This is a genomic window from Streptomyces sp. NBC_01314, from assembly GCF_041435215.1.
In the GTDB taxonomy this organism is placed as follows: Bacteria; Actinomycetota; Actinomycetes; order Streptomycetales; family Streptomycetaceae; genus Streptomyces.
Genome location: NZ_CP108394.1, coordinates 180819 through 195485, shown reverse-complemented (window position 1 = coordinate 195485; position 14667 = coordinate 180819). Strand labels below are relative to the sequence as shown.

Sequence of the window (14667 nt, the reverse complement as noted above, 5' to 3'; positions counted from 1 at the left end):
CTCGTCTATTGAGCACCTGATCACCCCTCGGCATACTCCGTGTTCCGGGGGGCGTACGGGCATGCGTACGAGACCACCCCCGGCCGGGTGAACGGGGAATTCACCCGGTTCTTCTGCAAGGGGGAAACTTGCGCAGACAAGTGAAAAGGGCGTACGCCGCCACAGTCGCCACCGCGGCGGCCGTGGCTCTGGCGGCGGGCATGACCAGCCCGGCGTCGGCCACAGGCGAGCAGGCGGCAGCGGCCGCCAAGCCGGTGTCCCTGACCGCCAAGCACCGCGTCACACTGATCACCGGCGACCGGGTCGTCCTGGACGCCAAGGGCCGTGTCATCGGCCTGGAGCACGCCAAGGGCCGGGAACACGTCCCCGTCCAGATCCGCAAGCTCGACGGCCACACCCTCGCCATCCCGGCCGACGCGGCCCGCCTGGTCGCCACCGGCAAGCTGGACCAGCGGCTCTTCGACGTCACCGAGTTGAACAAGTCCACCATCCGCAAGGCCCAGAAGAAGGGCCTGAAGGTCATCGTCGGCTACCGCGGCAGCGCAGCGGCCACCAAGGCCGACGTCCGCGACGCGGGCACCCTGAGCCACACGCTGAAGTCCGTGAACGCGGACGCGGTGCAGACACCGCAGAAGGACACACCCGAGCTCTGGGACGCGCTCACCAACGGCGAGAACACCGCCTCCGGTATCGCGCACGTCTGGCTCGACGGCGTCCGCAAGGCCAGCCTCGACAAGTCCGTCCCGCAGATCGGCGCGCCCAAGGCGTGGTCGGCCGGTTACGACGGCAAGGGCGTCAAGATCGCCGTCCTGGACACCGGTGTCGACGCCACCCACGACGACCTCAAGGGTCAGGTGATCGGCGCCAAGAACTTCACCACCGCGCCCGACGCCACTGACAAGGTCGGCCACGGCACGCATGTCGCCTCTATCGCGGCCGGCACCGGCAAGAAGTCCGGCGGCAAGTACAAGGGCGTCGCGCCCGGCGCCAAGATCCTCAACGGCAAGGTCCTCGACGACGGCGGATTCGGCAGCGACTCCGAGATCCTCGCCGGCATGGAGTGGGCCGCCTCCGAGGGCGCCGACGTCGTCAACCTGAGCCTGGCCGGCGGCGACACGCCCGCGATCGACCCGCTGGAAGCGGCGGTGAACAAGCTGTCCGAGGAGAAGGGCATCCTGTTCGCCATCGCGGCCGGCAACGAGGGCCACTTCGGCGAGCAGACCGTCGGCTCCCCGGGCAGCGCCGCCGCGGCCCTGACCGTCGGCGCGGTCGACGACAAGGACAAGCTGGCCGACTTCTCCAGTCGCGGCCCCGGCATGGACGGCGCCCTCAAGCCCGACGTGACCGCGCCCGGCGTGGACATCACCGCGGCCTCCGCCCCGGGCAACCTGATAGCCCAGGACGTCGGCGAGAAGCCGGCCGGCTACATGACGATCTCCGGCACGTCGATGGCGACCCCGCATGTCGCGGGCGCGGCGGCGATCCTCAAGCAGCAGCACCCGGCCTGGAAGTACGCCGAACTGAAGGGCGCCCTCACCGGCTCCACCAAGGGCGGCAAGTACACCCCATTCCAGCAGGGTTCGGGCCGCATCCAGGTCGACAAGGCCATCAAACAGTCCGTGATCGCCGAGCCGGTCTCGGTGAGCTTCGGTGTGCAGCAGTGGCCGCACACCGACGACAAGCCGGTCACCAAGGAACTGACGTACCGCAACCTCGGCACGACGGACGTCACGCTGAAGCTGACGTCGACAGCCACCAACCCGAAGGGGCAGGCCGTCCCGGCCGGCTTCTTCAAGCTCGGCGCCACCTCGGTGACGGTCCCGGCCGGCGGCAAGGCCTCCGTGCCGTTCACCGTCGACACCAAGCTCGGCGGCACGCTCGACGGCGCGTACTCGGCGTATGTGACGGCGACGGGCAGCGGTCAGACCGTCCGCACGGCCGCGGCGGTCCAGCGCGAGGTCGAGTCGTACGACGTCACCCTGAAGTTCTTGGACCGCGACGGCAAGGCGGCGAAGTACTACAGCGCCGACCTGACCGGGATCGCGGGCCTGGGCAAGGGCAAGGGGGCCATGCCGTACGACGAGGACGGCACCGTCACCGCCCGTGTCCCCAAGGGCACCTACATCCTCAACACGAGCGTCTACGCGGGCGACGACCCGGAGAAGTTCGAGGGCGCAGACTGGCTCGCCCAGCCCAAGCTGAACGTCGGCAAGAACACGACGATCACGCTGGACGCCCGCAAGGCCAAGCCGGTGGACATCACCGTTCCGGCCACGGGCGTCAAGTCGGAGTTCGCCTCGGCCGACTACACGGTGGAAGCCGGTGACAACACGTACGTCTACGGCTGGTGGCTGGACTCGTACGACAACTTCCGCACCGCCCACGTCGGCCCGCAGATCACCGACGGTTCGCTGACCCAACAGTGGGACGGCCACTGGTCCAAGGGCGACAAGGAGGAGTACGACGTCATCGCCGGCGGTCCGGTCAAGCAGCTCGCCACCGGTTTCACCAAGCACTACAAGACGAGTGAGCTCGCCACGGTGAAGGCCGGCCTCGGCGCCTCGGCGAGCGGCAAGAAGGGCGCGATCAATGCGGTGGGCTGGATGCCGTGGAGCTCCAGCGCCTCCTCGATCGGCATGCCGCAGACCCTGCCCGGTACGCGCACGCTCCACCTGTCCGCCCAGGGCGGCGTGAAGTGGCAGCTGGAGTTCAACCAGTACGGCGGCGTGGACGCGGACGGCTTCCCGATCGACGATGCCGCCTACACGCTGGGCACGCACAAGTTCGCCGCCGGCAAGAGCTACTCGCAGACCGTCAACACAGCCGTCTTCGGACCGCACCTGACCAGCGACTTCGGTGTCATCCGTGAGGGCAACCAGATCTACGGTTCCCTGCCGCTGTTCGCCGACGGCAAGGGCAACGTGGGCTGGTCCAAGTTCTCGTCGGTCAACACGACCCTGTACCGCAACGGCACCAGGGTCGGCAGCAACGACGACCCGCTGTTCGGGGACAAGCAGTTCAAGGTCCCGGCCGGTGAGGCCGAGTACAAGCTGACGACGTCGGTCAAGCGCAGCGCCAAGGTCGCCGCTGCATCCACCCGCGTCGACGCCAGCTGGACGTTCAGCTCGAAGAAGACCAACGGCATCACGAAGCTGCCCGTCTCCACGGCCCGCTTCCTCGCGACCACGGGCCTGGACAGCAAGGTCCCGGCCGACAAGACCGTCAAGGTCCCGGTCACCGTCGAGGGCGCGGCCAAGGGCAGCAACCTGAAGTCGCTGTCGGTGTACGCGTCGTACGACTACGGCAAGACCTGGAAGAAGCTCACCGTCAAGGACGGCAAGGTGAGCGTCAAGAACCCGGCGAAGGGGAAGGCCATCTCCTTCCGCGCCAAGATCGCCGACAAGAAGGGCAACAAGTCGACGATCTCGATCTACAACGCGTACTACGGCAAGTAAGCGGTAGCGCACGCGCGCGGCCCGTCGGAAGCTTCGGCTTCCGACGGGCCGTCCGCGTCTGCGGGCACGTGGAGGACCGGGCCTGACGAGCGGGCGCGCTGATGCGGGGCCACCTCGCCGTTCGCGACCGAGGGGGTGGCCCTCACCCCGACGGTGTCGAAGCCCTCGTGCCGGAGCGGGTCGCGTCCGCCCCCGCTGATATGGACCTGGCCTCTTTCGACCCCCGCGAGGCGGCGGTCTCCCGCTCCCGCCGCCTGGCCGCCGCCCAGTCCTATCGCGACCAGTACGGCCACCTCGACGTCCCCGCCGACCACATCGACCCCACCGGATACCGGCTGGGCACCTTCATCACCACCATGCGCCAGGAACTCGCCGCGCAGCGCGCCGACGCCCTCAACGCCCTCGCCCCCGACTGGCGCCTGCCCCACGGCGCGGACTGGCACCGCAAATATGGCCTGCCGCGCGCCCACCTCGCCACCGGCGCCGACCCTGCCGCCCTCACCCGCGACATTCTTTTGGCCGGCGTGAAGATCGGCTCCTGGCTGCACCGCCAGCTCACCACCTGGCACACCCTCCACCCCGGCCAGCACCACCTGCTGGCCTCCCTCGGCCTCACCCCTGAACGCAACCCGCTCACCCCCGTACGCCGCACCCGCCGCAGCTTCGAGGAGACCGTCCAGCTCCTGGAACTCTTCCTCCACCGCGAAGGCCGCGCCCCCGCCGCCCGCGACAGCATCCGCGTCGACGGCGACACCGTCAGGATCGGCGCCTGGCTCGCCAAGACCCGCACCAAGCACTGCTCAGGCCAACTACCCGATGAACACGTACACCTGGTCGCCGCCCTGTTCGACGGCGACTGGACGGACGAGACCGCCACTCCGGCCGCCCTTGTGTGAGCGCTGTCCTGCGGGCCCACAGGGTGCGGCCGGGGCGGAGCGGTAAGGTCCGCGCGGGCAACTGGCCGGGCTGCAGGGTGAAGCGGAGCAGGTGCATGCCGCCCGGCACTTTCCCGCCCCGGCACACAGTGGGGTCACGGCCAGGAGAGGGCCGGGCGGGTGCCGTCCGGTACGGGGACATCGGCCAGGGCGCACGGTACCGGGGTTCCGCCGACCCTGGTGACCCCGAAGCGCCAGTCGCCGTTGGGGGTCTGCCGCCGGGGCAGTGGACGGACGGCGTCGACGAGGGCCGCGGCCCGGGGGTGCGGGAGGCGAGGCAGCGCTCCGCCCTCCGGTGCGCCGCTATCCCGGCTGAGCGCCCGGGGCAAAGCAGGAGACAACGGCAACAACAGGCAGAAGGCCGTACATAGTTGCGCACTCCCAGAGTCCGAACGGGCTGGTTCCTGTCCACGTTGCTGCACCTCGGCCATCCGCATCGACAGCCGCTGGTGGTGCCAGCCGTTCACCTGTTCCCGGGTTGGGCGGCAGTGGTGAGTGCTGCGCCCGGTCAGTGTTGGCGTATCAGCGACTCGGGCAGGTAGGGGGACCGGATGCCCAGCTCCCAGCCGTGTGTCTGAGTAGCGAGCGCGGCCAGGGTGAGGGCTCCCACCGGCAGCAGGCTCCGGGGGACGGGGTCGGGCCTGGCGTTCTCGCGGTAGGCCACGAGCCGTTCTCCCAGCGCCTGTTCGAACGTGCCCTGGTCGTCGTCGAGCAGGACGCGCAACAGCTGCTGGTCCGGCGTCAGTGCCCCGGCCGCGTCCAGCCGCCCGGCCGTACGCGCCCGCGCGGCGGCGTCGGGCTTGCCCAGCGGCGCCGGACCGGGCAGCGCACCGGGACGGGGTCCGTGCACGACGGTCAGGTAGCCGCACAGCGCGTCCATCTCGGCCAGGTCGGCCGGGGTCGATACGGACTCCCGCGTCGAATACGGCACGCCATCGCGGATAGCAGGCGCGCAGTCCTTGCGCAGCACAGCACCGATCACCCGGTCCCGCTCCCCTGTCAGGCCGCTGATCACACACCACGCGAACGCATCGATCCACGTCCGCGCCGTGGTCGCCGGACGGGGCGGCTCCCATCTCTCCTCGTAGTGAAGCTCATCATTGAGGACCCGCCATCCTGATTTCTGCTGGTCGGCGGGGCTGGTGTGCCGTCTCGTTGGGGTACTCGTGCTGGGCAGGGTAGAGATCGGTAGCACGTGATCGTCCGTCAGGGGCGTCTTCTGGGCTTCCCGGGTGCGGGCCTCGGCTTGCGTCTGGCAGACGCCCTTCGCGCGGAGCGCGCCGTCGGCCTTCTCTCCGGTGGCGATGCGTCCCACCCATGCCACACCCCCGCTACGCTCCCCTCCACCAAGCGGTTTGACCAGGAGGAACACAGAAGTCCGGCTGGAGTATCAGGCGGCGGACTGCTCGCGCAGGTTGTGGGCGACCGCCAGGAACAAGTGCAGGTTCGTGATGTCCTTGGCCGGGTGGTGGGACCAGCGGACAGGGTCGCTCGAGGAGCCGGTGGTCATGATGCGGACCAGGAAGCCCGAGGCCTGGACCTCCCGGACCTTCGGCCAGGGCAGGCTGCCCTTCCCGGGGGCTGACACGGCCGTGCGGGAGAGCGAGAGCGCTCCGAACCGGACCGTGCCGCCCTCGCGGAGCATCTCCAGCACGGCCGCTTCCTGCGCGCGCACCACCGCGTCCTGCATCCAGGGACCCCAGGCGTCGGGATCCTCATAGAACTCCGTGATCCGCACCGACCCCTGGCCGGGGGCGCTTGCCGAGTAGACGTATCTGGTCGGGTGGGGGCGGCCGTAGACGATCAGCTGGGTGATCTCCTGCTGGAGGCGCAGGGAGTCCCAACGCAGGGCGACCGGCTCGCCGCCGGACGGCGGGTGCACGACCAGCCCCTCCTCGAACAGGTGCAGCCGCTGGGCGGCCCGCTTCCGGCTGAAGTCGGGGAAACGGCGCATCCAGAACCAGTAGTACAACAGCCCGGGGACCAGGAAGAACGGCATGAGCATGAGGCAGTTGAAGACATGGGCGGCGAACACCGCGCGACGGAGGCGCTTCGGCGCGAACACGCCCTGGACCGGCCCTAGCCGATGCCGGGCGGCCAGGTCGGCGACCTCGGGAGACACGGGGGTGACTGGAGTCATGAGGACGAGCCTCCAGTCCGCGTCCACGCGTGACAACCGTGAGTCTACGTAGATCGGTTACGTATCTTCCGACCACGGCCACGCCCCACGCCTGTGGGCCCACTGTCAGTGAGATGTTTTCATCCTGATTCTGCAGGTCACGGGGACTGGTGTGGGCCCGCGGTGACGTGCTCGCTCCGGTCAGGGGCGTGATCTTCCGCGGGAGATCGTCTGTCACCTGTGGACTTCGGTGTTCGCCAGGACGAGCAGGGCGCGCAGGAGGGTGGTCGCGTGCCGGGCGTTCATGCGGACCTTGGTGAGAAAGCGCCAGGACTTCAGGTTCGCGAAGCCGTGCTCGACGGCGGCGCGTTCGCGGTTGAGCAGGCGGTTCGCTTCCTTCTCGGAGTCGGTGAGGCGGTGGTTGCGGGTGGCCTTGCGGCCGGTGATGATCACCGGGTCGTCGGGGTCGTCGTCCAGGCCGACGAAGCCGAGGTCGGCCAGGGCTCCGAGTCCGGCCTCGCGCAGATGGCCGGTGATTTTGTTGTGGCGGGCGGCGGTGATCTCGCTGGAGCGGCCGGGTTTGGCCGCGGAGATCCGGATCAGGTTGCCCTTCTCGTCCGTCAGAGCGAGAAACAGCAGGCCATGGGCTTTGTGCTTGCCGGAGAAGTTCTTCCGGTTGTCCGCCCCGGTGCGACGGCGGGTGCGGACGATGGTGCCGTCCAGCAGGACCACGATTCCGCCGCTGCGGGCGATCGACAGACAGGGGGCGGTGCCGGCGTTCACCGCGGCGCGCAGCTTCTGGTAGGCCGTCTCACCCGCGGGGTTGACGAACTTGACCTGTGTATCGGGGTGCTCCTTGTTCCACACCTTGGTCTGGGCCTCGATGCCGTCGGTCCAGCTCCAGAACTCCAGGGTGACCTTGCCCTTGGTGGCCTCGGTGGCGGAGTCGGATTCGGAGTCGCCGCCCCCGCAGGCGGCCAGCAGGAGGGACAGGGATGCCGCGGCAGCCGCTGCGGCGAGGGCTCTGGCACGGAACTGGGACATCGGTCCTCCACGGACGGACAGGACGGCGCTTGGGGTGGGGGAACTGGCGCGGTCAGCGGTGAGGCAGGGAAGGCAGGAACGCGGTGGCGCTTCCCGAGGAGTAGTAACCGGTTGTTGTGGGACCGTGGGCGTGAGTGGCCGAAACCACAAGAGGGCCAGGCCGGTTTGTTTCGTCTAACTTTCAACAGCGTTACCCGGCTACCGAGTCGACCTGCTTTTTTCCAGGCATTGTCACTGGGGGTGAGCCCTGAACCCGCGCGAGTGGTATCCCGCATCCGGCCATTGACCTGAGGGATGATGGCTCTCTAGCGTAGAAACCGTTTACTCTCCCTAGGTCCTCTTCGGCCTCGTCCTCATCCTCGTGTCCCAGCAGGAGCGCCATGCCCCCGCAATTGCTTCCACCCGCCGTGTTCGCCATGGACCCGGTGCATCTGCCGGAGCTCTTTCCGGCCCCGCTCATGACGCGGCTACGGCAGCTCGTGACGATCGATCCCGCTCTCGTCGTCCGGGACTTCACCGATCCGGCGGCCGTCCGTGCACTGGCGCGGGCCGAGGTGCTGATCACCGGCTGGGGCTGTCCGCACATCGGCGCGGAGGTGCTGGACGCGGCGCCCCGGCTGCGGGCCGTTCTGCACGCGGCCGGCAGCGTACGCAGCCTGATCGGCGAGGCCGTCTGGGAACGCGGACTCACCGTCTCCAGTGCCGCCCGGGCCAACGCGCTTCCCGTGGCCGAATACACCCTCGCCGCGATCCTCTTCGCCGGCAAGGACGCCTTCGGGCTCCGTGAGCGCTTCCGGACCGAACACGTCTACCCCGCGCTGGGCGCGTACGCGGCCATCGGCAACCTCGGCCGACGGATCGGGGTCATCGGCGCGTCACGTGTGGGCCGCCGCGTGCTGGAACTGCTGCGACCCTTCGACCTCTCGGTGGGCCTGTACGACCCGTACGTGGACGAGGCCGGGGCGGCGGCGCTCGGTGCGGTTTCACTGCCTCTCGACGAACTGCTGCGCACCAGCGACATCGTCAGCGTCCACGCGCCCGACACCCCGGAGACCCACCGGATGCTCAGTCGCGAACGGCTGGCCCTGATCCCCGACGGCGGCGTACTGATCAACACCTCGCGCGGCGCCCTCGTGGACCCCGAGGCCCTCACCCACGAACTCGCCGGCGGCCGGATCAGCGCGGTCCTCGACGTCACCGAACCGGAGCCACTGCCCGCGGACTCCCCCCTCTACCGCCTGCCCAACGTCTTCCTCACCCCGCACATCGCGGGCTCCCTCGGCAACGAACTGGCCCGCCTGGGCGACACCGTCGTGGAGGAACTGGAACGGCTCGCCGCCGGGCTGCCGCTCTCGCACGGCGTCCGGCGTGGGGAGCTCGCGATCAGCGCGTGAAACGTCGTCCCGGCCTGATCCGGCCGGGACGACGAAGGGACGGCCGAGGTCAACCGACGTCCAACGCCCGGCGACGACATACCCGTCGACCAGGCTGACGCCGACGCCCTGCACCCGCACCAACACCAGCCCCGAGCCGGGAACGGCCTCGGGCGTGGCGTCATGCCAACGGCGACACTGTGCAGTGATGCTCGGTGCATCGCGCGACACCAGGGTCCGAGGTCACTCCCGAAGGAGACGGGCCGACTACAGGCACTGATCTCCAGCAATCCGCAACTACCGGAGATCTAGGGCGATGGGTTTTTTCCGAGGGACGCTCCCATCGGTGTCGGTTGAAGTTCAGCCGGTGCCACAAGCTGCGGCTACGCTCAGTTGCCCTGGCAGAGATTGGCGGATACCGACACTCTGACGTCAGCCGTCAGGTCCGACGGAGCTTTCCGCCTGAGGCACTCGCTGTGTACGGCTGGACAGCCGTGGCGCCGCGACCTGATTGCTCGGGCGGTGGCGCCACGGGCCTGCCGGGACCGGGTTCGCCCGGGGGATCAGCTGGCCGGTGTCAGGATGATCGCCTGTCCGCCGGCGCTGGTCATGGTCACGTTCAGTGTGGTGGCCGAGGTGACCGTCTGGGTGCTGACCACGGTGGGGGTCGCTGACGGGGTGCTTCCGGCCGTTCCGTCGGCGTAGACGGTGGCGGTGTAGCTCGTGCCGCTGTCGAGGAAGTCCAGCGGGAGCGGCAGGGTGCGCGCGGTCTCGTTGTTCATTGCCCCGAGGAACCAGGTGGTTCCGCTGCGGCGGGCGACCGCGACGTACTCGCCGATGGAAGCCGCGACGGCCGTGCTCTCGTCCCAGGTGGTGGGGATGGCGCCGAACCAGGCCAGGCCGGGCCAGTTGGCGGTGGTGGCGTAGGCGGATGGCTTGGAGTACCAATAGAGGAAGTTCAGCGGCTGGTAGTAGACGGCGGCCATCGCCATCTGGTGGTTGTTGGTGGTCTGGTCGCGGGACTGGCCGTAGCAGATGGTGTAGTCCATCGGGCCGCCTACGTTGCGGGCCAGTGGCAGCAGAACGTTGTTGGTGGCGGTCGGGAACTGCTCGTTGCCCCGGACGCCTTCCAGGCTGATCCAGTTGGGGTAGGTGCGCTCGTAGCCCCACGACCGGACGTCGTCATGCATGTCTATCAGCAGGTTGTACTTGGCGGCGGTCTTGGCCCAGGTGATGATCTGGTTGGTCATGGTCTGGGTGCCGTCGTTGATGAAGCCCAGTTTGATGCCGGCCACGCCCCAGCTCTTGTAGAGGGCGAAGAGCGTGTCCGGGGCCGTCAGGGCGATGCGGTTGACGTAGAGGAAGACACCGATGCCGTTGGCCGTGGCGTAGTCGATCACCGTCGTCAGATTGATGGCCGAGATCGAGGCGCTGGCGTCGGTCGTGGTGAACTCCGGTCCATACCATCCCGCGTCGTACTCGATGTAGTCGAGGTTGCGGGCGACGGCGAAGTCCACGCCCTCGGTGCCGGCGGCGGTGGTCAGTTCGCAGCGGAAGACCTTGCCGGGCTTGATCCAGGAGGTGTCCGACAGGGCGCAGGGCGGGGCCAGATTCAGCACCAGTTCGGCGTTGTCGATCAGGTCAGCCTCCTCGGAGCCGAGCACCAGCACCCGCCACGGTGTGGCGAAGGGCGTGGTGACGGTCGAGGTGGTCTGCGTCGTGCCGGAGGAGCGGGCGGACTTCTGCATCAGGTAGGTCTTGAGCGTGTTGCTCTCACCGGTGACCGAGCTGAGCATCGAGCGCGGGTAGTTCACACGGGAGGACTCGCAGATGGTGGCGAAGAGCCCGCTGTCCAGGGAGGCCAGCAGCGGCAGGTCGCTCAGGTAGCCGTAGTCGGTGCTGGAGGTGCCGGTGTACGGGATGGCGTCCGGCGCGCTCGCGGTGTAGGCGGCCTCGTCGCGGGCGCTGTAGACCGTGGTGTTGTCGGGGAAGGCCCAGGTGGTGAGCTCGTCGGAGATGGTGGCGCTGCCGGTGTCGAGCAGGACGTAGCGCAGCGCGACGCCGGTGTTGTAGGCGCGGAGCTGGACGCTGAAGTTGACGCCGCTGGTGCTGTCCTGGAGGTTCCAGCGCATCTCCTGGTAGTAGTCCCGGATCGCGGCGTTGCGGCCGAAGACCGGGGTCCAGGTGCTGTCCTTGGTCCAGTGCTGGTAGTTCGTCACCGTCGTGCTGCCGGTGCCCAGTGTGGTGCCGCTGCTCAGCTTCAGGCCCAGGACCGAGGTGTCGATGACGGTCGTGGCACTGCGCTTGGCCGACCACTGGAGCACCCCGCCCACCAGAGACGCCGTGATCTTGTTCTTGCCATCGGGCGACGTCGCGGTCATCGAGGCGTCCGCCGCGGCAGCCGTGCCCATGGTGGCGAAGCCCACTGCAGCGGCACCCGCCGTGACCGCCGCTCCCTTGAGGAGCCCCCGCCGGGACAACGCCCCCGAGGGGACGGCCCGGTGCCGGTTCGGCTGGTCCTGGTTTCCTGACATTTCCATGGCGTGGCGCACCTCTCCATTGAGTGAATCGCACGAAAAAGAGAGCAGAGTGTCGCGTCGGCCCGGCGAGCGCCGCGGGCGGAAGGCGGGGTGGCGTGTCCTCGCAACGCCCGAAGCCCACTGCTGCTCAAACAAAAAGAACCATGAACTAACGTTTCCTGACGCGCTTGGGCTGTTGTACGTCCTACTCGTTCAAAGGGTCAATCGCTGGACGGTTAGGTTCCGGCATCGTTATATATGTGCGCGTCCTATGAAGCCAGCGTAAAATCTGACAAATCGGCACCGATGCCGCTCGGAGGAAAGCTCGATACCGACAGAATCGAGCACGCGTCTTGACGCGAGATCACATGGGCGACTGACATTGACCCGCCCATCATGCGACGGATGTACCTTTCGAGAGGTCGGTCCGGAGCGTGATGGTATAGGGCTGGCATCAGCCCTCTTGGAGATGACGTGCACCAACCCCGCCCGATCGGCCCGCCGGCTTCCGGCGCCCAGGTGGTCCGGCTCACGTGCTTGCAGACAGTTCACCGAAGGCGGCCAGCCGGGCACCGTTGTGCGCCGCCTCCTGGATGAGGGCGACGGCCTTGTGGACGCCGGCTCGCAGGTCGAACCCCACCGGGGCCGCAGTCACCACGGCCACCTTGTACGGGTCCTTGCCGACATCGACCGCGTCGTGCGGCGACGTCATGCCCCGGGCGGTGGCTGCGGCTGCGGGGGAGGAGAGGGCCCCGAGGCTGGTCCCGACTGCTGCGGCGGTACGCGTCACGCTTCGCCGGTTGAGGGGATGGGACATGTCGCTTTCCTCCGTCGTGTAGGTCCTCCGGAGCAGCAAGCGCCTCCGGGACACGGAGAAGCTAGGTGGGACAGCCGATGCTCGGACGAAGTGGAGACGATCGTGGCAAGCGCGGCGCGGTAGAGGTGTACGGCTGGGAGCCGTGCAGGGTTGGCTCGCACCCGGGAGGCGCTCATGACTGAAGAGCTGGGTGAGTAGCTGTTGTCGTTCCGATCTTGAGGGGTGTGCGTCGAACGGGAGTCTCGATCGGGTGATCGCGGCCGGTGCCGGGCATGGGAACAGGGCCTCTTGGTAGCTCGGGGTTGCGAAGCCAACCGAGATCTAGTACTCCAGCCGTAGATCGTTACGGGCGTGGCGGCGTGCGGCAGTTACGCATTGCCAGGCCCGTCCTACTCAGGGTGCGGGCCTGCCCAACCACGGCCTTAAGCCCCGCTGCGCGACCCGCAGCACGTCATCAGGCGGCAGTCCATCGGCTGGTTCGATCACAACGAGTCCCCAGTTCTTCCGGCCGACGGTGTCGAGCGTCACCGCACGCTCGCGCAGCAGGTACTTCACCGCCGACGCGACGTCAGCCACTGGAGGGCTTACCTCGGAGCGGGCGAGCTTCTCGACATACCAGTCCAGCCACTGCTCCCCTTCTCTCCTGGCGGCTCGGGACAATGCAGCTTCGGCGTTCCCATCGAGAAAGACCATGACCGGGCAGAGCGGCGCGAGCACCTCTGTGAGCTCAGTCATGAATGCATCGATCGTCTCTTCGCCGTGCCCCATGGCCAGCAGCGTCGGCACGAACGGCATCAGGGCGTCCGCGATCACCACGTCATCGCCGGTCGCCAGAACCGCGTCAACGAACTCGGCAGTTGTTGCGATCAACGTCCCCAGGTCGACGGCGCCGGTCGCCTTGAACTCCTCAGCCACCGGGGCAAACTGCGGCCTGGTCAAGATCTCTTCCTCGCGGAAGTGGTCCACCCGCAGTCCCGCATCGGCAAGCCATCGGGACAGGCCGGCGCAAAGCGTCGACTTGCCCACTCCGGGAGATGCTCCCCACACGGTGATCAGAACCGTCATGGCAGCCGAGCCTAGGAACGGCAGTCATCGCTGCCAACCCCGCCGCGTCTCTGCCGCAGGTCCTGCCCTTCATGCCGGAACGGATCGGCGCTGGTAGTGGCTGGTCCGGGATCGGGCCTGATGGCGGCGGCGCCAGTCGGACCAGCTGAGCCGATGGGCGATGTCGGGGGCGGGCCGGACGACGAGCGTAATGAACAGGCGCTGGATCTCGTTGCAGGTGAGCTGTATGAGGCCGTCCGGTGTGGGGCTGCGGGCGTGTTCGTCCGCGCGGACGACGGCCAGGAAGGCATGCGCGAGCATGGCGAGGGTGACCCAGCGGGACCAGGATGCGTAGCGGCGGACCTGGTGCTCGTCCAGGGCGGCCAGGCCCTTTCCGGCCTGGAAGAACTCCTCGACTCGCCACCTGGACCCAGCGACTTGCACCAGCGTGGTCAGGGGAACCGGTTCGGGCGAGTAGCAGCGGTAGTAGGCGACTTCGCCGGTACTGCGGTTGCGGCGGATCAGGAGTTGGCGACTGCCGGGTCCGGCATCGGTGAGATCAATAACGGCCCAGTCGTAGAAGCGGTGGCCCTTTGCCCCGGCCCCGGCGGACAGCTTCTGCCAAGCCCGCTTGGGCACCTTCTTGGCGAGGCTGTCCGCACGGAACTTCCTGGCACCGGTGGTGACGCCGTGTGAGCACGCCACCGCGAGCACGTAGCTGATGCCGCGCACCTCCAGCGCGGTTCGCAGTTTCGGGTCGCCGCCGTAGACCTCGTCGCCCGCAACCCAGGTGGCACGGTGGCCGGCGTCCAGAAACCGAGTGACCATGCGGGCCGCGAGCTCCGGCTTGGTGGCGAAGCGCGTCTCTTCTCTCAGCCCTGCGGCGCGGCACCGGTCAGGATCCGAGGTCCAGGAGCGCGGAATGTAGAGTTCCCGGTCCACGGCCGCATGCCCGCGCTGACCTGCGTAGACCATGTAGACAGCGACCTGCGCGTTCTCGATCCGGCCAGCGGTGCCCGTGTATTGGCGCTGGACGCCGACCGTGCTGGTGCCCTTCTTCACGTCCCCGGTCTCGTCGACCACCAGAACCGCTTGGTCGTCTGCCAGATGCTCCAGGACATAGCCGCGCAGGTCGTCGCGGACCTGGTCGGCGTCCCACTTGGCCCGCCCGAGCAAGTGCTGCATGCCGTCCGGGGTGGATTCCCCGGCCCACTCGGCCATGCTCCAGCAGTTCTTGCGCGGCAGATCCGAGAGCATTCCGAGCACCAACTGCCGGACCCGACGCCGCGGTTCGACCCGACTGAACCGGCCTGCAATCTGGCTCATCAGGCCCTCGAACGCCTCCTGCCAACGGGCAGGGT

10 protein-coding genes are annotated in these 14667 nt (G+C 68.3%); 3 read left to right on the top strand and 7 right to left on the bottom strand.

Going from position 1 to position 14667, the window contains the following annotated elements; all coding sequences use genetic code 11:
• Positions 1 to 200 precede the first annotated feature (200 nt).
• On the top strand, positions 201 to 3455 hold the full coding sequence (locus tag OG622_RS00810) for a S8 family serine peptidase (protein ID WP_371583969.1): 3255 nt from the start codon (positions 201 to 203) through the stop codon (positions 3453 to 3455).
• Positions 3456 to 3655: 200 nt separating this feature from the next.
• Complete coding sequence (locus OG622_RS00805; protein ID WP_371572339.1) at positions 3656 to 4351, top strand: helicase associated domain-containing protein; 696 nt, start codon at positions 3656 to 3658, stop codon at positions 4349 to 4351.
• A 547-nt stretch (positions 4352 to 4898) separates the two neighbouring features.
• Here OG622_RS00805 and OG622_RS00800 read toward each other — a convergent pair.
• From OG622_RS00800 to OG622_RS00790, 3 genes are all read right to left on the bottom strand, one after another.
• The gene (locus OG622_RS00800; protein WP_371572337.1) at positions 4899 to 5705 is read right to left on the bottom strand and encodes an immunity 49 family protein; all 807 of its coding nucleotides are present in this window, start codon (positions 5703 to 5705) and stop codon (positions 4899 to 4901) included.
• Between the two features lie 75 nt (positions 5706 to 5780).
• Complete coding sequence (locus tag OG622_RS00795) at positions 5781 to 6530, bottom strand: DUF6585 family protein (protein WP_159014965.1); 750 nt, start codon at positions 6528 to 6530, stop codon at positions 5781 to 5783.
• A 213-nt stretch (positions 6531 to 6743) separates the two neighbouring features.
• Entirely contained in the window at positions 6744 to 7553 is an 810-nt protein-coding gene (locus OG622_RS00790) for a transposase family protein (RefSeq protein WP_371572335.1), read from the bottom strand.
• 380 nt (positions 7554 to 7933) lie between these two features.
• Between OG622_RS00790 and OG622_RS00785 the strand changes: the two genes are divergently transcribed.
• A complete protein-coding gene (locus tag OG622_RS00785; RefSeq protein WP_371572333.1) occupies positions 7934 to 8947 on the top strand; it encodes a hydroxyacid dehydrogenase in 1014 nt (337 codons plus the stop codon).
• 542 nt (positions 8948 to 9489) lie between these two features.
• Here the strand turns inward: OG622_RS00785 and OG622_RS00780 are convergent.
• The 4 genes from OG622_RS00780 to OG622_RS00765 form a co-directional block, all read right to left on the bottom strand.
• Complete coding sequence (locus OG622_RS00780) at positions 9490 to 11466, bottom strand: glycoside hydrolase family 97 N-terminal domain-containing protein (RefSeq protein ID WP_371572332.1); 1977 nt, start codon at positions 11464 to 11466, stop codon at positions 9490 to 9492.
• 508 nt (positions 11467 to 11974) lie between these two features.
• Complete coding sequence (locus OG622_RS00775; RefSeq protein WP_371572329.1) at positions 11975 to 12262, bottom strand: hypothetical protein; 288 nt, start codon at positions 12260 to 12262, stop codon at positions 11975 to 11977.
• A 393-nt stretch (positions 12263 to 12655) separates the two neighbouring features.
• Positions 12656 to 13327, bottom strand: coding sequence for a hypothetical protein (locus OG622_RS00770; RefSeq protein WP_371572328.1), 672 nt, complete (start codon positions 13325 to 13327; stop codon positions 12656 to 12658).
• Positions 13328 to 13396: 69 nt separating this feature from the next.
• A complete protein-coding gene (locus OG622_RS00765; RefSeq protein WP_371572326.1) occupies positions 13397 to 14632 on the bottom strand; it encodes an IS701 family transposase in 1236 nt (411 codons plus the stop codon).
• Positions 14633 to 14667 lie beyond the last annotated feature (35 nt).